Genomic DNA, 16,424 nt, shown 5'->3' on the forward strand with positions numbered 1-16,424 from the left:
AGATTCGCATATCCATTTTATGTCATACTTTTTTTCTTGACATTAGTCCTATATAGGACTATAATTCATTAGTACGTTATCGTACCATTTTTTTTTGGAGGTAAATATGAATAGCAAAAAAGATAAATTTGAACAATTACAAAGATTTTATGCTCTTTGGAAGGAGGGAAATGCCATGTATGAGGATTGGGCAAAGAAGCATGGTCTGTCATCTAACGGCGTGCTTGTACTCTATTCTCTTTATGAAGCAAAAGATAATTGCACCCAGAAAAGTATTTCACAAAATTGGTCTATTCCTAAACAAACCATAAATACAATTCTAAAAGATTTTTCTTCAAATAATTATATTGAATTATCTACTGATGAAACAGACAAACGTAATAAATTAATAAAACTTACACGGGAAGGGAAGATTTATGCCGGTGAAATTATTGAAGCTCTGCATAAAAGAGAGCTGTTTGCCATAAATCACATGGGGGTAGATAACGTTACCAGAATGAATAATGATACAGAACTTTTTATAAACTTATTTCGAAACGGATATTCAACAGAAAATGAGTAATCGTAACACTTTTTTTAAATTTGTCATCCCCTCTATCATTGCATTTGCCCTGTCAGGTATTTATGCAATTGTAGATGGTTATTTTGTTGGCAATACCATAGGTGATGCCGGTCTTTCTGCAATCAATATAGCTTATCCAATTGTTGCACTGATACAGTCAGTGGGAACCGGCATTGGCATGGGTGGTGCTGTTTACTACTCTATCAATATGGCAGAAGGAAACCATCAAAAAGCAAAACAGTTTATTGCTGCTTCATGGTGGCTACTTATAGCTGCAAGTATTATTTTTACTTTACTTACTTTCTTTTCTGCTCATACTGTATTAACTCTTTTAGGAGCAGATGGACTGATACTTGATTATGCAACAAGCTATATTAAAATCATTGCCTTGGGTACTATATTGCAAATTGGAGGAACCGGACTAATTCCTTTTATTCGAAACTTTGGAAATTCTTCTTTTGCAATGATTGCCATGCTTGGAGGTTTTGCCACTAATATTATTCTTGATTTCTTATTTGTATGGGTTTACAGCCTTGGAATAACAGGGGCTGCACTTGCTACGATTATCAGTCAAGGTGTGACCTTACTTATTGCTCTCTTATATTCTATATTAAAAAAGAATTTGGTTATTAGTGTAAATAAAGTGGAATTTAGTAACCTTTGCAAATCAATTTTCAAAGTAGGTTTAGCTCCTTTTGGGCTTGCACTAACACCTAATATTTCTTTGGTAATCATCAATCGTTTTTCTGCATCCTATGGTGGAGAACAAGCGATTGCCACCTATGCCTGCATATCCTATATAGTCTGTATTATCTATTTGATTTTACAGGGGGTAGGTGACGGCAGTCAGCCACTTATGAGCCAATATTATGGTGAACATAAGGAAAAAGATTTAGCTGAAGTTAAACGTATGGCATATATTTTTGCTATTATTCTAGCTTTCATCGGCTGTGCCATCATGTACCTTGGCAGATGGCATATAGGAACGTTATTTGGTTCTTCAGATGCAGTAAATGCAGAGACTGCTAAAATCATTCCTATCTTTTTGATTTCTGTTCCATTTGTTGCAATTACAAGAATATCAACAGCCGGATTTTATGCAACAGAAAAAGCAGTATCATCCTATATACTTACATTTATTGAACCTGTCCTTATGCTTGTATTAATGCTTATATTACCACCACTTTTAGGTGGACAGATAATGATTTGGTGGAGCACCGTTTTTGTTAGAATTATTTCAGCAGTGTTAGCTATATTTATGACAAAATTAAGCAATAGAATTTTCTAATTTATGATTTTTTAATTATTATTTATTATGAAAAAAAGCAAGATTAACTATCACTTTCAAGTTATCCTGCTTTTCTCTTTACCATTATATACTGATTTTCTATAAACTGCTTATTATTTCTGCAATCCACTGCCCTATCTTACTCTCTGATGTTTCAAGTTTTGGACCACCCTGTGAGTCAAACTGAATTTCCATAGGATGCACAATTTCTGCCCCTTTACATTCTTCTGCCATTTTTTCGGCAATTCTTTTTGTATTTCCATTTGACCATGAATAATATACTACGAATGTTTTTGACATTTTTGTACCTCCGTTTTTTTACTTATAAACCTATATCAACATAAATCTTAACAAGTTCCACGTCATAACCTGCATTGCTCATAATTTCTGCAATTGTCTTTGCATTCTTTATATTTTTATCACCCTTTCTAAATCAAAATAAATCCAACATGTTATCTAAATATATTTTTTCTCTAACATTGATTTGGTACTCCGGCTTTGTCATGTAGTAAAGTAAAAATTCCAAAACCAAAGCACTTCCAAGTCCTCTTCCTTCTATTTTAAAGTTGGTAAATCCCATTGGCAAGTATACATTTTTAATATTTTCTACACTAATAAATCCCGGATTTTCCATTGCCTTTGAAAATTGATATCCACCACTTGAATCTGGTGCCTTACAATAATGCTCAAAATCTTCTCCAAGATTTTTGTGGCTCACTGCTTCATAACAGACTTTTCTGTCCTTGCATCCAAACCAACAACATTCGTTACACAAAAACTCTACTTTATCCTTTTGCTTTTCTGATAATGTTTTTAGTTTATCAAATTCTTTATTTAATCGAAAATCAGGTACAACATACCTAAAATCTTCTCTATTTAATTCTTTTAAAAATTCCTGAAAATCTGTTATGACCTTTGTAGTTGATGATACAAAATATAATTCAGGATAATTCTTTTTCAGGTAATTAAGTAACAAATCTGAATGAACTATTACGCCATTTGAAACATAGCTATTAATTATTTTTTGATTTTGAGTACCACAACTTTCCATTGATGCATTTTGTATATTAATCCGAGTCTGGTTGTTTTTTTCACTTTTGTTTTGTGCAAACAAAGAACAAATGTCATTGCATATTTTATCTGAAAGATGTTCCTCTTTTAACAATGAATTACTAAAAGTAAGTCTTGCCGAAATGCCGTATTCCTGCATTAAATTAAGCACCTTCCACGTTTCTGCTTCTCCAACTTCAACACGACCACCACTCCAGATACAATCCATAGGTGAGCCATATATGGAACCTATATCACACCAATCATAAAAGTATTCTCTATGCTCCCTGAAAATTGGCAGGAACACTTTATATAGTTCGTAAAATTCAAATAATCCCGGTAGGTGAAAATATGCTGTTTTACTGCTCAATGTATTTTACCTCCTAAATTTCCAACCTATAAACATAGTCATCCATATAAAATTCCATATTGTCTTCCTCTTTTTCTTTTAGTCAAACAGTGCTTCCCATGTTTTTGTTTTCATGGCTTTAAAGCACATAACAATTTTATAATAGATAACTCTTGTTAAAATATAACAATACCAATAATTAAAAGCAATATTACAACCTTTTATTTGTTCTAAACTTTCAAATTAGTTTCTTTCTCATCCACACATGAGGTCAACCCTCATCGTCACATATTTCAGCTGATTTGATATACCCGTTTTTTTCATAAAAATCAGACGCTCTTACCTGCGCCAATAACTCAGCCCACTTTCCCTGATTATTAACAATTTCCATAATTCCTTAATCTCCTTTCAAAAAAATAAGCATTCAAAACTAAATCTTATAATGCCGAAACACCGTACCTACGATTTAGTCTTGAATGCTTTATTACCACTCATCCGGTGATGAGTGAAAGCTTTAATATAGTTCTTAAATAGACTATATTTGATTATAACTTTTATGTCAAACTGTGGGACTTTCCTGTTATATCAATTTATGTTAATAATTTTCTTCATGTACTTCAAAGTAACTTTGTGGGTGATTACATACCGGACATACTTCCGGAGCCTTTGTTCCTACTACAATATGTCCACAGTTACGACATTCCCACACCTTAACTTCACTCTTTTCAAATACCTGTGCAGTTTCAATATTCTTAAGGAGTGCACGATATCTTTCTTCGTGGTGCTTCTCAATCTCACCTACTGCCCTGAATTTTGCTGCAAGCTCTGCGAAGCCTTCTTCCTCAGCTGTTTCAGCAAAATCTTCATACATATCTGTCCACTCATAATTCTCGCCTTCTGCAGCTGCTGCTAAATTTTCCTTTGTATCACCAATTCCTGCTAACTCCTTGAACCACATCTTTGCATGTTCTTTCTCATTATCTGCTGTCTTTAAAAATAATGCAGACATCTGCTCATAGCCTTCCTTCTTTGCCACAGAAGCAAAATAAGTATATTTATTTCTTGCCTGTGATTCCCCTGCAAATGCCTCCTGTAAATTTTTCTCTGTTTGTGTTCCTGCATATTTGTTTTCTTCCATTTCTTTTACCTCCGTTTTGTTTACTATTTTCTCAAAATCTGACGCCGGATGCTTACATAAAGGGCATATAAAATCATCCGGTAATTCCTCTCCTACATATTCATATCCACAAATCCTACATCGCCATATTGTCTGACCATCATCTGTTTTTCCAACTGCCTGTGGCTTAGGCTTAATATTATTCTGATAATACTCATATGTTGCCGATGGAATATCACTTAACACTTCCATATCTGTTATCTCACCGATAAACATTGTATGTGAACCTAAATCTTCTGTTTTATTAACTGTTACAGAAATGTATGCATTTGTACCCTCTGTAATATAATAAATACCATTTTCACCTCTTGTACACTTTCTAAATGATTCAAACTTATTTGTATCCCTTCCTGACTGAAAACCAAAATGTTTGAATAATTCGAACTGTGCATTCTGACTTAGAACTGATACTGTAAATTTTCCTGTTCTTTCAATCATATCATGAGTATAATTTGCTTTGTTAACACAGATGCTTAACTGGTTCGGTTCCGAAGCTGCCTGAATTGCAGTGTTAATTATACATCCGTTGTCCTTTTCTGATTCCCTTGCCGTCAGTACAAACAAACCATAACTTAGTTTATACATTGCTTTTTTATCCATGTTATTCCTCCTTTAGCTTCTTTCTGCATTTTGGGCAAATACCTTTAAATGAAATATCACAATTTAGAAATTCAATTCCATGAGTGTCATGAATTCTTTCCAGCAAATTTGGTATTTCGTCCATATCCACATCTGACACATCACCACATTTTACACACCTGACGTGATAGTGATTTGTCAAAGTAAAATCAAATCTATTAGGTCCATCCGGCACTTCAACTTTTCTCAAAGTTCCTTCTTCTGCCAATATATCAAGGTTTCTATATACTGTTCCCTTTCCAATTGTAGGATATGTTTCTTTTAAAAAATCATACACTTCATTTGCTGTAGCATGTCTTTTCATCTCATATACAGCATTTCGTATTAACTCTTTTTGAATAGTATTCCTTCTGGTTATCATTGCTTCTCCTTATTAGGATTTATTCTTAATAGAGAGTATATCCTATTTTCGAATTTAAGTCAAGCAAAATAGTAATCATTCCTATTATTAAATAAAGATGCCTAAAAAGACATCTTTACACAATATAAATATTCTGTTTTCCTAAAATGCCAAATCCTCCGGCTGAATTTTATCATCTTCTCTTACTTCACGAATCACTCTGCATGGGTTTCCAGCAGCTACTACCATTGGTGGTATATCTTTTGTTACAACACTTCCTGCACCAATTATGCTACCTTCTCCTATTGTAACTCCACCACAGATGACAGCATTGGCACCTATCCACACATCTTTTCCGATAGTAATTGGTTTTGATGTACTGATTCCCTTCGCTCTTTGCTCAGGATTAATGGAATGTCCTGCGCAGGCAATGCATACTCCCGGTGCGATGAAAGCATTGGCCCCAATATGTACAGGTGATGTGTCTAATATTACACAGTTGTAATTAATAACTGCCAGTCCATCTACAAAAATATTGAATCCGTAATCACAGTGAAATGATGGTTCAATAAATGTTAAATCAGAACATTTTCCAAGTAAGTTTTTAAGAATCTCTCTACGCTTTTCAGCCTCGTCCGGTCCTGTCTGATTGTATTCAAAACATAGTTTCTGTGCTGTAGCTTTTAATGACTTTGGCACGTTTAAGTTGTTGCTATTGTAGCCTTGATTTTTTTGAATTATCTCTTTTATTTCCATGTTTTTCCTCCAAATTATTCGTTGAATTTTCATGTGAGAAATTTATTCTTCTGACAGTGCCAAATAGGGCCATTCATCGCCTTCATCTAAATTGTTATCTATAAGCCACTGATCCTCTACAGATATAATCTTTGCTTCATTATCTTCATTTATTAAGGTCACCGATACTTTGGGAGCTTCGTTTGGATTTCTCTCCTCACAGCCATAGTCACCATCAAATATATGTTTAATTTTCCACATTTGCAATTTCTCCTAACTTGATATTCATATACATTTCGCCTACACATATATTTTCAATATATTAATATTCATAATATTTTAATCATCTATACTGCTTAACTTATGGGCGATAACCTGTTTTGTCGTCCTCAGTTATTTCACGTATGACCTTGCATGGCACACCTGCTGCAACTACATTTGCAGGAATGTCTTTTGTGATTACACTGCCTGAACCTATAATTGTGTTGTCTCCAATAGTTACGCCCTGGTTGATGTGGACTCCGGCTCCCACCCAAACGTTATTTCCGATTTTTACTGGTTTGGCATAGCATGCACCATAAGTACGCTCCCAGGAATCTATTGCGTGATTTGAAGTATATATTCCAACTCTTGGTCCAAACAACACATTATCGCCAATTTCAATGCCACCACCATCTAACATAATGCAGTCAAAGTTGGCATAAAAATTATTTCCAATAGAAATGTTGAAGCCAAACTCACATCTGAAATTTGGTTCAAAATGAACACCTTTACCTATTGATTTCAACAACTTCTTAAGAATAGCTTCCCTTTCTTCTGATGGCTGACCGAAACTTGCATTGTACTGGTTGGTTAAAAAAACTGTATCTTCACGCGCCTTAACCAATTCATCTGTTAAATCATTGTACATTTTTCCACTTAAAACATACTGCTTTTGTTCTTCTAAATTCAATTTTTATCTTCTCCTTTTTCTAATTTATCCATTAACTTAAAACAATAATAAAGCGTATTATACTTGGAATAAAAAATATAAATCCATAATATTTTTCTTTAAACTTTATAAAATAAAACTAAGAATATTTATTGCTAACAACGGAACAAATCCCAGTGTTAGTATCATTCCTGCCCTGTCCCACGCCTCAAAAGGTAGTATGGCATTTGGGTTTAATATTGTAGTGTTGTATGTAATGTATGGAATTGCAAAATGAACCAACAACACAATTCCTATAATATTTAATACAATTAATAAAATTTCCAACGCTTTTCTTTTTGTCATAACGTTCACCTTTATTCATAAATTTATATTGTTATTTTGGTTTAAGTATACTGACAAATCATTATACATTCAATGCATAATAATCGATTTTTTACATTATGCTTTTTAAGCAATCTCACCTTTTAGATTATAAATACAAGTTATAAAAAAAGACAGATTTTTTAATCTGCCTTTTCAATATTATTCTATTTTACTAATAGTCCATAAAATAAAATGTCTCCTTGAGGGACATTTTGGGACATCTTGGGGGATAATTTATTCTTTAACTTTAATATCCCCTTTAACAATATCACTATCTATTGAATTACAAACAACATTGCCTTCAACCTTGTCACATTTTATCGAGTTACAAACAAGGTTGCCCTTTATTTTATCTGCCTTAACATTTCCATTTACCTGAACCGTTTCTCCACAATTGATGTCACCTGATAAATCACCACCAACTGTTATATTTCCACCTGCATTACACCCTCCTGAGAAATGTCCCCCAACCGTAACATTTCCATTTGAGTTACAACCACCACTTAAATGCCCGGTAATATTCACTTCTCCATTTGCATTGCATCCACCTGAAACACAACCTTCAACATATATATTGCACTGGCTTTGAACACTTTTTGCATCACCAATTATTTCAAAAGTAAACTTTTCAGTTATTTTGTCTGTTTTTTGTAAAATTTTTCTACCTTTGCAAACCACACCACGAATAACACCATCGTCCTCCCATGGCAATTCTGTACAATATTCATTATTGACATTTGGTTCTGATTTTCTTGAGAAAAGTTCGTCTATGTTGCAGTTAAACAGTTCTGCTAAAACCGGCAAAAATAAAATATCCGGCAATGACTTTGCATTTTCCCACTTTGAAACTGCCTGAAAAGAAACTCCCAACTTATTTGCAAGTTCCTCCTGTGTCATTTTGGATTTTTTACGATATGTTTGTATATTAGTTGCCAAAATATTGACTGTATTTTCCATGTAATCACCTCCGATAATGAAATTATATATAATATGGAGATGGCTTTCAATAAATTAAAAGTCGATATTTTTCAACTGGGGGTTGAGTGGTTGTGTGTTAATCATAATTCATATACAAACAAAAAACCCCTAAACATCAGAGCTTTTTACTACAACTATTTAGAATATCCTATTGCCTCAGCAAATTTTTCTGCCATTTTTCCAGGCCAGCACCCCAGAATATAATTAACTACATCCTGTTGTTTTTCCTTTATAAATTCTTGTGTATAAGCCTCCATATAACCAATTTGTCTATCGTTAAACTTGGCCTTTTCTGCCTCATCAGAAAGTATACTTTGATGATATTCATATTGCTTTTGCATCTGCTCTTTTAATTCTTCAAAATATTTCGCTGCATTTTCAAATCTGCCTAAAATAACCTCTGCATTAATTAGATATTTATAAATATCTCTTAAGAAACCTCTGCAATATGATTTCAAATATTTATTTTCACCGAATACCTCTATTAGTCTAATTGCCCACTGACCAAATTCCACTGCACGCAAAGGTTTCTGCCATGAAAAAGTCTCCATTGCGTACAAATTTTCCTTGTTAATTGCACGAACAAAATTTTGAAGATTTTTAGTTACTGCTTCATCCATTGCATCAATGCCATTCTCAAAAGCTTCCAACTGTGCCAAGATACTTTCCTGAAGTCTGTTAGAAGATACTGATGGCAGTTGTTCAATATGTTCTCTGGCATACGCATAATTTCTATCATGTATGTAAATCCACGCCAACGCAAAATGTGCACGTTCAATCCATTCCTTATTGTTTGCAAATCTTATGGCATTGGAACCGTACTTTATAGCCAATTCCCTGTACTCAGCCCACTTGTCCTCGGCATATTTTTCCAAATCTACAAATCTGCTTAAGTTTGCAACCTGCTCTACAAAAAAGACTGAATAAATATAATTATCTGGTGCTTCATAAACTTTCTTTAACATAAACTGACATGATAAAAGTGCTGCTTCTGCCTTTCTCCCTGATTCCGTTTCTATTTTTTCTATATGTCTTTTTAGTTCTACATAAACATTGTCATCAATTTCATTTTTCTCTAATCCAAAGAGATAATCCGTTGAAACATTAAGTGTTTTTGCCAATGGCACTACCATAGAAATATCAGGCATCCCTGTTCCGTTTTCCCATCTACTTACAGCCTGTGGTGTTACACCAATATGTAATGCCAATTCTTCCTGTGTCAAACCAATCTGCTTTCTAATTATTTTTATATTGTTTCCTATTAAATTCATATTTTATCACTACTGTCTGACAGCTTTCTCCTCATAATTTTTCGGTACCGTGACTAAAATATAACACTGAAAATTTATAATATCAAACAATACGATATTTATGGAAAACAATTGAGCATTGAGTTTAACATATGAAATGATTTGCTGTTATAAATTTTCCAAATAAAGATTTGCTTCTTCTCTTGATTTAAAAATCACAACTTCTTTGTCTTTGTATTTTTCAAGAAGCTGATATATTTCAGGAAGACTTTTATCTGAAAATTCCTGAATCCATTGTTTGAATTCTCCCTCAAATGTTTCCTCAGTTTCCACCCAAGGCATATCTTCTCTTTTTGTTCCTATTCTTGATTTTGCTCCCTCTAAGCATACTTTTGTCGGCAAATCGAATAGTATTATCAGGTCACATTCTTTCATTCTGGCTTCCAATGTTCTTTGATAGTTTCCATCAATTATCCATTGTTTTTTAACAAGTATTTCCTTTAATTTTTTGTCAAATTCTTCTGATGAAATTGTAGTTCTGTCCGGTTTATGTTTTATCATATCTAAGTAAAACAATGGCAAACCTGTTTTGTCTCGTAATTTTCTTGCAAAGGTGCTTTTCCCTGAACCGGGACTGCCAATTATCATTATTTTGGTGTGCATTTTGAATCTCCCTAAAATCTAATTTATTTTTTATATATTATTTTTCTCAGTGCCGGTCCACAATACTGATGTGGCACAAGTTTGAATCCCTGCTTTATGTAAAATTGTTCTTTACCTGCCTCTGCTAACAATTGTACGCTCACTCTACTTCCATCGTACATATTTCTTTCAATATACTTTAAAATAGAGTTTATTATTGCCGTTCCTATTTTCTTGCCCTGATATTCAGGTCTTACCACAATATCTACAATGGTGAAATATATGCCATAGCCCACAACTCTTCCCATACCAATTGCATTTTCATTATCATAAATCACAATTGAGTAATAAGATTTTTTGAGTGCTTTCTGTGCCTGTACCTTGCTCCAGTTATTCCATCCAACTGATTCTCTAAGGTTGTAATATGTTTCATAATCCAATTGATTTTCTTTTATTGTATATTTCATAAATGCTCCAATTTTTCTATTTACCAGCTAAAATATCTGCAAATTTATTTTCAAGGAAAAATCTATAATCCGGTGCCAACAAACTATTAGCAAACTCATCTCGAATAGTTTTCTGTAACCATTCTTTTCTCTTTTTTATAAATTCATCATATCGGCAAATTGTTATTAAGCCTTCCTGTTCAGCCTTTATTACTTCATAATATGCATCTGAAACATATTCGCAATGTTCCACTTTTGTTGGTCGATCTGAAATATATGCATTAGGAATGTGAATATTTAACTCTTTGTATGTTGATATATTGTCGCATGAATATATATATCCTTCCACTCCACTATACGTTTCTTTCAATGCATTTGGATAATATTCTTCCAGGCACAACTTACCATCTTTATCAAATCCATACGGTCCCCATTTATGCCAGAAGCCCTCAAACTTAAAATGCTTTTCCTTACAAAATTTTTCAATAGCATTGCTTAAATACACCAATACATTCTCTCTTTTGTCTGAAAAGTAAATTAAAGGAATATTGTGATTTGATATATTTGGTTTTAAAATTTTTGTCATATGCATCCCATAATTTAGCCATAATAATCTCCTTACACAATACATCTTATCTCTGCACATTTTTCCATATATTTAATGTAATGAACAATATTTAAGATTACTATAAACATTCTTCAAACAATAATCAAGCGACTAATCCATAATCAGAATATGGATTAGTCGCTTTTTTGTATTCTCTTCAACATCATTAAACCTATGAATGATATCAATTATCTTCCCTGTAAATTCTTCCACCGGTTGATTCACTCCCAATATGTAAGCATCCTGTTCTTCGCCATCAGATGCCATTATTCCTTCAATTTATCCATCTATTCTAAACTCTGCAATCTCCATGATTTTTTCTGAATCAAGATTGATTTTATCCTGCAAAATTAAAACAGGAAAAGCAAACCATAAGTTAGTTTTGCCTTCAACCTCGATGTCGATTTCTTTTGTTAAAATGTTGATATTTATTTCAGAAACAGATATAATAACAAAAGAGAAATATGAAAATACGTTTTTGTTATTGGAGGTATGAAATGTCTAATTTATATCAATACATTACGGAAAATTACAAAGAAAATGAGCCTTTTTTTCTTTCCGACATACAGATTGAAGGAATGACTGAAAATAATATTCGCCAACAGCTCAAAAAGTTAACTGATTCAGAAAAAGTAAAACGTTTTGACAAAGGTATTTATTACCTTCCCCAGCCAAGCATTTTCAAGTCTGGGGCAAGACCCACATTAGAAAGAGTTTTAGAATATAAATATCTTTGTGATAAAAGTAATCGTTGTGGTTATATCAGTGGATTATTATTTTTCAACCAGCTGGGGCTTACTACACAGGTTCCAATGCAATATGAGATTGTAACAAACAAAGCAACAAACGAATACCGTGAAACTTTTCTGGCTAAGTCCCGTATAATTATCAGAAAGCCTAAAGTCCCTGTAACAGAAGAAAATTATATGGCTTTACAGTTTCTTGATATGTTAAAAGATGTGGATGTCTATTCTGAAATGTCTGGAATAGCTTTGCAGAAACGTTTATATCAATATATGCGCAAGGTAGGTTTAAGAATTTCTGATTTAGAATCTTATTTTCCATATTATCCAGACAAACTTTATAAAAATCTGGTAGAAACTAGGGTGATTTACAATGATGTACTTACACAAGAATAATGAACAATTTCTAAACGCAATAGAACTAGCTTACGAACAGACTGGTATAATGGCACAGGCAATAGAAAAGGACTATTATGTCACCATGCTTCTTCGACTATTGTCCGAAAAAATGCCTTACATCGTTTTCAAAGGGGGCACTTCTTTAAGTAAATGTCATAAAGTTATACAACGCTTTTCAGAAGATATAGATATTACAATTGATACTCAAATATCACAGGGGCAAAAGAAGAAAATAAAACAGGCAATTGTTTCTTCAGCAGATGAACTGGGAATGAATATTGAAAATCTCAATGAAACCAGAAGCCGTCGTGATTATAATCGCTATATCATCAGTTATAATTCTGTACTTCCCTTACCCAGTGTAGCCTTAAAACCTGCTGTGCTACTAGAAACTTCTTATACTGCTGTTTCTTTTCCAACAGTAATATTGCCTGTTCACAGCTATATTGGCGATATGATGAAAACAGAAGCACCAGACTATGCTGAAGAATTTTCATTAATACCCTTTTCTATGAAAATACAAGGTATTGATCGTACTTTAGCAGACAAAATTTTTGCCATTTGTGATTACTATTTGCAAGGTAAAAAACAAAAACATTCACGACACATATATGATATTTATAAGTTACTTCCACTTGTTCGTCTTGATGAGAATTTCAAAAATCTTGTAAATGAAGTAAGAAGCATTAGAGCACAATCACCAATTTGTCCCTCTGCTCTTCCAGATGTAAATGTTCCACAACTACTTGAACAAATTATAACGGAAAAAGCCTACAAAAACGATTATGATACTCTAACCACTCAACTTCTAGAAGAATCTATACCTTATGAAGTTGCTATTAATGCATTGAAAGATATTGCCCAAAGTGACATTTTTAAATAGATTCTAAGTTAAATTCAATGAGAACCACCGGTTTATATCGGTGGTTTATTTTCTTTCATCTGTAACTATATGTTCAATACCAGTATGTTCCACGCTAAGATATTCCTTTAGAAAAGTTGGAAATGCCTTATATTTATCCAAATCTTCTAGTGGAATCCAATGCATTTTCTCCCTTACTCCCTGCGTGTAACTATTGCTATTAATTTTTCTTGTTCCTCTAGGCTTCATTAAATAGTACATTGAAACTTCGTGACAATCCATTCCTTTTAAAGTTCCTTGATTTTCATCAAAAAAGTTTTCGTGAATAACAGCAAGGCGGTCGATTTCATAAGGCACACCTGTTTCTTCAAGGACTTCTCTTTTTACTGCCTGCTCAGATGTTTCTCCCATATGAACGCCACCACCAATTGAATAGTAATAGTCATCTATTTCATTTCCTGCAAATAGCACATAACCTTCTTCAATTATAATTGCTGCTGCACGATATCTAAACCATTTGTTTTCTTTTGTAAATCCACAATCTTCCATGGTTGTTACCTCCTGTAACTTTCAAAATTTGCTTTATTAATAAATAATAACTATTTTCAATTAAATTTTTCGCAAAAAAATCTGTTATACATTTGTTTCTATTTATTCTTTATTAGTTTTCTCTTTTCAGTTCCGCCATCACTATTTCTTGTATCTTCAAAAAATCATCACCATACAATTCCTTATACTCCCTAGTTGTAAAATGTTTATAGCATATATCTAAAAAATCATCTAAAATATTTCTAAATTTTATCGGCATATATTGCTCAATAACTCCACAATATATATTTCCCATTAAAATTCCATCAAATGTTTCCTGCGTAACTATGTGTACATTATCTATATTTCCTTCGTTGATTCTAAATTTATATAAAAACTTATACAAAGATACCAACTGGCTCATTCCACTCGCACCTACACTACTGTTAAAAACATACTCATATGGATAATATTCATATTTTAATTCATTATATTTTTTAACTACAATTATTCTTCGATTATTTTCATCTTCATTAATCACAAAATGAATCTTATCATCTCTTTGATTTATATTTTCCAATAATTTCTCTGGCTCATATATTGTAGGCAAGCTTGTTCCAAATACAGCTTCATTAATATTTCCATTTTTTAACCATTCTGTATTTACACCTAGCTTCTCAGCAACAGATTCACAAAAATTATATGATGGTTCTTCATCACATTTATAATATTTCAATAATGGATTTACTGAACTAAGACCTAAAAACTCTCCTAAATATTCTAAGTTTATCTTTTTACTATTTTTTCTTGATTTATTAATAAGAAATATTATGTAATCAAGTCTCTTTGCAAAATTTGTATTATACAAATCATTTTCGAATATATTTGTGTATGACTCTTTATTTGATAAAATATCCTGCATAACTCTTTCTTTGTTATTTAAGTCTTTTTCGTTATTAATTTCATCTAAGAAATTATTGTATATATTAATGTTTTCATTAATTCTTTTTCCATGAAATCTTCCAAATACATTATTAAAAGTTAACTCTGTTCCTTTTTTTATTAAATCATAAGTTATTCCACTTAAAATTATATTTACAATTGAATCCATAACGCACCTTCTTCCATTCTACATTCCGATTTTTTCATTTTCTATTTATCCTTCACCATATTTCAGACACTTTTATTTTAACTTTCAAATATATATTTCCATTTTTATCACAACACTTTCTATCGATATGATATATTTGATTTTTGAAAACAGTATTTGTTCTGAACAAGGAATGTTATAATTTCCAATTCTCGAACATACAATTCCGCGCCATTCTTTTTTCTCTTCAAATCCTGGTTTCTTCATAAATGGGAATTTTAATCTATAATCTTGGCATAACTCCAATGCTACATGTACAAGGCTTTTACATTGAAATTTTTCAATATTATCTTGAACTATATCTTGAACATATGCCTCAGTATCATTATATATTACTTTTCCAAATGCAATATTATACTCATTTATTAAATTTAATTCTTCAAGTATTCTCTTATCAAATCCTATAGCAAGACCTTTTCCATTTTGTGCATATCCTCTCCATTGGCTCAGCTGATCCTCACTTTCGGAAAAAAACACACAAAATGTTCTCGTTAAGTAATTATCCTCTACCGATTTGCTATACCATTTTTTCCATATTTCTAAAACTCGCTGATCATCATATATATTCTTCTATTTTTTCATTTACAAATTCTCTCCTATTTCATTTTTTATATCACAACTATTTCCTATGTTTTATGTAAAATATCACTTTTTCTTTTAGATTGGTTTCAATTTTTAAAATTTTATCTTCTCCCAAAAATAATATAAATATCAACGGGACTGATACACCTGTTCCTATACCTATCCCTCTTATTATTGGAATAGTATAATCACGGTATCTTTCTAAAAAAATAAACACAATTGTCAACAATCCCCCAAGTACTAAACTCATTCGTTTGTTTTTCTCTAACAATAAAATATCTTTTATTTTAAGCATATTCTTTTTTAATGTTGCAAGCAAATATTTTATGCTAATTTCTTTTCTAGCATCTTCTTTAATCATATCCATATAAGGAAAATGTGCTGAAAACATATATGCTAATACTAACACAATTGTTAATTTTATTTCTTTCACATCTACTGAGCTTACCATTACAATACAACAACTAATTTCCGTAACTAATATAACCCATTTCTTCTCTTCCTTGCTTAGCTCTTCTTTATTAAACCATATGTCAAACATAACATTGTAAAAGATATACACTAATATTAAAAGAAAAGGATAAATCAATGCTGTTTTTTCATCAATAAATGTTCCTATATAAAATGTTATCGTTGAAAAAACAACTACAAATATTGCTCCTTGCATCATAAATAATCTAATATTAACATTCTCTTTATCCGGTGCTTTTATTTCATAGCTATTTTTCGTAATTATTGCATAAATTGTTGTCGAAAGAAAAATTATAACCGTAATACCCGCAATTATCCACATATTATTT

The 16,424-nt window shown here is 32.1% G+C and carries 22 protein-coding genes and 1 pseudogene; 4 read left to right on the forward strand and 19 right to left on the reverse strand.

All coding sequences use genetic code 11. From position 1 onward, the window contains the following. Positions 1-106: 106 nt before the first annotated feature. Entirely contained in the window at positions 107-562 is a 456-nt protein-coding gene (locus tag DW006_RS04285) for a MarR family transcriptional regulator (RefSeq protein WP_117999185.1), read from the forward strand. Next, positions 555-1,850, forward strand: coding sequence for an MATE family efflux transporter (locus DW006_RS04290; protein WP_117999186.1), 1,296 nt, complete (start codon positions 555-557; stop codon positions 1,848-1,850). The genes DW006_RS04285 and DW006_RS04290 overlap by 8 nt, the downstream gene beginning before the upstream one ends. A gap of 99 nt (positions 1,851-1,949) precedes the next feature. Here the strand turns inward: DW006_RS04290 and DW006_RS04295 are convergent, their stop codons facing one another. The 15 genes and pseudogenes from DW006_RS04295 to DW006_RS04360 form a co-directional block, all read right to left on the reverse strand. After that, positions 1,950-2,150, reverse strand: coding sequence for a hypothetical protein (locus tag DW006_RS04295; protein ID WP_199521879.1), 201 nt, complete (start codon positions 2,148-2,150; stop codon positions 1,950-1,952). Positions 2,151-2,283: 133 nt separating this feature from the next. Beyond that, positions 2,284-3,270, reverse strand: a complete 987-nt coding sequence (locus tag DW006_RS04300; protein ID WP_117999187.1) for a hypothetical protein — start codon at positions 3,268-3,270, stop codon at positions 2,284-2,286. 574 nt (positions 3,271-3,844) lie between these two features. Then, positions 3,845-4,516: a rubrerythrin gene (gene rbr, locus DW006_RS12420; protein WP_347475053.1), complete on the reverse strand. Its 672-nt coding sequence runs from the start codon at positions 4,514-4,516 to the stop codon at positions 3,845-3,847. A gap of 54 nt (positions 4,517-4,570) precedes the next feature. Continuing rightward, positions 4,571-5,026 (reverse strand): annotated as a pseudogene (locus DW006_RS12425) (flavin reductase family protein); the annotation flags it as partial. Position 5,027: 1 nt separating this feature from the next. Then, on the reverse strand, positions 5,028-5,426 hold the full coding sequence (locus DW006_RS04310) for a transcriptional repressor (RefSeq protein WP_117999189.1): 399 nt from the start codon (positions 5,424-5,426) through the stop codon (positions 5,028-5,030). A 141-nt stretch (positions 5,427-5,567) separates the two neighbouring features. After that, complete coding sequence (locus tag DW006_RS04315; protein WP_117999190.1) at positions 5,568-6,161, reverse strand: sugar O-acetyltransferase; 594 nt, start codon at positions 6,159-6,161, stop codon at positions 5,568-5,570. A gap of 42 nt (positions 6,162-6,203) precedes the next feature. After that, positions 6,204-6,401 carry a hypothetical protein gene (locus tag DW006_RS04320; RefSeq protein WP_117999191.1) on the reverse strand — a complete coding sequence of 66 codons (198 nt, stop codon included), beginning with the start codon at positions 6,399-6,401 and terminating at the stop codon, positions 6,204-6,206. A 100-nt stretch (positions 6,402-6,501) separates the two neighbouring features. Next, positions 6,502-7,092 (reverse strand): sugar O-acetyltransferase, encoded by a 591-nt coding sequence (locus DW006_RS04325; protein WP_199521880.1) that lies wholly within the window; start codon positions 7,090-7,092, stop codon positions 6,502-6,504. A gap of 105 nt (positions 7,093-7,197) precedes the next feature. Further along, the gene (locus tag DW006_RS04330; RefSeq protein ID WP_117999192.1) at positions 7,198-7,416 is read right to left on the reverse strand and encodes a hypothetical protein; all 219 of its coding nucleotides are present in this window, start codon (positions 7,414-7,416) and stop codon (positions 7,198-7,200) included. Between the two features lie 255 nt (positions 7,417-7,671). Further along, the gene (locus DW006_RS04335; RefSeq protein WP_117999193.1) at positions 7,672-8,394 is read right to left on the reverse strand and encodes a helix-turn-helix domain-containing protein; all 723 of its coding nucleotides are present in this window, start codon (positions 8,392-8,394) and stop codon (positions 7,672-7,674) included. A gap of 155 nt (positions 8,395-8,549) precedes the next feature. Continuing rightward, positions 8,550-9,686: a helix-turn-helix transcriptional regulator gene (locus DW006_RS04340; protein ID WP_117999194.1), complete on the reverse strand. Its 1,137-nt coding sequence runs from the start codon at positions 9,684-9,686 to the stop codon at positions 8,550-8,552. A gap of 147 nt (positions 9,687-9,833) precedes the next feature. Beyond that, the gene (locus DW006_RS04345) at positions 9,834-10,328 is read right to left on the reverse strand and encodes an adenylate kinase (protein WP_117999195.1); all 495 of its coding nucleotides are present in this window, start codon (positions 10,326-10,328) and stop codon (positions 9,834-9,836) included. A 23-nt stretch (positions 10,329-10,351) separates the two neighbouring features. Further along, the gene (locus DW006_RS04350; protein WP_117999196.1) at positions 10,352-10,774 is read right to left on the reverse strand and encodes a GNAT family N-acetyltransferase; all 423 of its coding nucleotides are present in this window, start codon (positions 10,772-10,774) and stop codon (positions 10,352-10,354) included. A 16-nt stretch (positions 10,775-10,790) separates the two neighbouring features. Next, positions 10,791-11,339 (reverse strand): hypothetical protein, encoded by a 549-nt coding sequence (locus tag DW006_RS04355; RefSeq protein WP_243002575.1) that lies wholly within the window; start codon positions 11,337-11,339, stop codon positions 10,791-10,793. A gap of 132 nt (positions 11,340-11,471) precedes the next feature. Next, positions 11,472-11,627: a hypothetical protein gene (locus DW006_RS04360; protein ID WP_243002576.1), complete on the reverse strand. Its 156-nt coding sequence runs from the start codon at positions 11,625-11,627 to the stop codon at positions 11,472-11,474. A 230-nt stretch (positions 11,628-11,857) separates the two neighbouring features. Here DW006_RS04360 and DW006_RS04365 point away from each other — a divergent pair, with 230 nt between their 5' ends. Continuing rightward, complete coding sequence (locus DW006_RS04365) at positions 11,858-12,499, forward strand: DUF6088 family protein (RefSeq protein WP_199521881.1); 642 nt, start codon at positions 11,858-11,860, stop codon at positions 12,497-12,499. A 49-nt stretch (positions 12,500-12,548) separates the two neighbouring features. Next, positions 12,549-13,385, forward strand: coding sequence for a nucleotidyl transferase AbiEii/AbiGii toxin family protein (locus DW006_RS04370; RefSeq protein ID WP_158561066.1), 837 nt, complete (start codon positions 12,549-12,551; stop codon positions 13,383-13,385). Positions 13,386-13,430: 45 nt separating this feature from the next. On the opposite strand, the gene DW006_RS04375 is transcribed toward DW006_RS04370, so the two are convergent. From DW006_RS04375 to DW006_RS04390, 4 genes are all read right to left on the reverse strand, one after another. Continuing rightward, entirely contained in the window at positions 13,431-13,913 is a 483-nt protein-coding gene (locus tag DW006_RS04375; RefSeq protein ID WP_117999200.1) for an NUDIX domain-containing protein, read from the reverse strand. A gap of 112 nt (positions 13,914-14,025) precedes the next feature. Further along, the gene (locus DW006_RS04380) at positions 14,026-15,003 is read right to left on the reverse strand and encodes a hypothetical protein (RefSeq protein ID WP_117999201.1); all 978 of its coding nucleotides are present in this window, start codon (positions 15,001-15,003) and stop codon (positions 14,026-14,028) included. 84 nt (positions 15,004-15,087) lie between these two features. After that, on the reverse strand, positions 15,088-15,519 hold the full coding sequence (locus DW006_RS04385) for a DUF2971 domain-containing protein (RefSeq protein ID WP_158561067.1): 432 nt from the start codon (positions 15,517-15,519) through the stop codon (positions 15,088-15,090). Positions 15,520-15,661: 142 nt separating this feature from the next. Beyond that, positions 15,662-16,417, reverse strand: a complete 756-nt coding sequence (locus DW006_RS04390) for a hypothetical protein (protein ID WP_117999203.1) — start codon at positions 16,415-16,417, stop codon at positions 15,662-15,664. Positions 16,418-16,424: the final 7 nt, after the last annotated feature.

Origin of the sequence: Eubacterium sp. AF36-5BH (genome assembly GCF_003460505.1) — a bacterium.
Classification (GTDB): Bacteria; Bacillota; Clostridia; order Lachnospirales; family Lachnospiraceae; genus Eubacterium_G.

Bases quoted from the DNA above. Each gene is read 5' to 3' on its own strand.
- DW006_RS04285 (WP_117999185.1), top strand. From the start codon at position 107: ATGAATAGCAAAAAAGATAAATTTGAACAATTACAAAGATTTTATGCT.
- DW006_RS04290 (WP_117999186.1), top strand. From the start codon at position 555: ATGAGTAATCGTAACACTTTTTTTAAATTTGTCATCCCCTCTATCATT.
- DW006_RS04295 (WP_199521879.1), bottom strand. From the start codon at position 2,150: ATGTCAAAAACATTCGTAGTATATTATTCATGGTCAAATGGAAATACA.
- DW006_RS04310 (WP_117999189.1), bottom strand. From the start codon at position 5,426: ATGATAACCAGAAGGAATACTATTCAAAAAGAGTTAATACGAAATGCT.
- DW006_RS04315 (WP_117999190.1), bottom strand. From the start codon at position 6,161: ATGGAAATAAAAGAGATAATTCAAAAAAATCAAGGCTACAATAGCAAC.
- DW006_RS04320 (WP_117999191.1), bottom strand. From the start codon at position 6,401: ATGTGGAAAATTAAACATATATTTGATGGTGACTATGGCTGTGAGGAG.
- DW006_RS04330 (WP_117999192.1), bottom strand. From the start codon at position 7,416: ATGACAAAAAGAAAAGCGTTGGAAATTTTATTAATTGTATTAAATATT.
- DW006_RS04335 (WP_117999193.1), bottom strand. From the start codon at position 8,394: ATGGAAAATACAGTCAATATTTTGGCAACTAATATACAAACATATCGT.
- DW006_RS04340 (WP_117999194.1), bottom strand. From the start codon at position 9,686: ATGAATTTAATAGGAAACAATATAAAAATAATTAGAAAGCAGATTGGT.
- DW006_RS04345 (WP_117999195.1), bottom strand. From the start codon at position 10,328: ATGCACACCAAAATAATGATAATTGGCAGTCCCGGTTCAGGGAAAAGC.
- DW006_RS04350 (WP_117999196.1), bottom strand. From the start codon at position 10,774: ATGAAATATACAATAAAAGAAAATCAATTGGATTATGAAACATATTAC.
- DW006_RS04355 (WP_243002575.1), bottom strand. From the start codon at position 11,339: ATGACAAAAATTTTAAAACCAAATATATCAAATCACAATATTCCTTTA.
- DW006_RS04360 (WP_243002576.1), bottom strand. From the start codon at position 11,627: ATGGCATCTGATGGCGAAGAACAGGATGCTTACATATTGGGAGTGAAT.
- DW006_RS04365 (WP_199521881.1), top strand. From the start codon at position 11,858: ATGTCTAATTTATATCAATACATTACGGAAAATTACAAAGAAAATGAG.
- DW006_RS04370 (WP_158561066.1), top strand. From the start codon at position 12,549: ATGGCACAGGCAATAGAAAAGGACTATTATGTCACCATGCTTCTTCGA.
- DW006_RS04375 (WP_117999200.1), bottom strand. From the start codon at position 13,913: ATGGAAGATTGTGGATTTACAAAAGAAAACAAATGGTTTAGATATCGT.
- DW006_RS04380 (WP_117999201.1), bottom strand. From the start codon at position 15,003: ATGGATTCAATTGTAAATATAATTTTAAGTGGAATAACTTATGATTTA.
- DW006_RS04390 (WP_117999203.1), bottom strand. From the start codon at position 16,417: ATGTGGATAATTGCGGGTATTACGGTTATAATTTTTCTTTCGACAACA.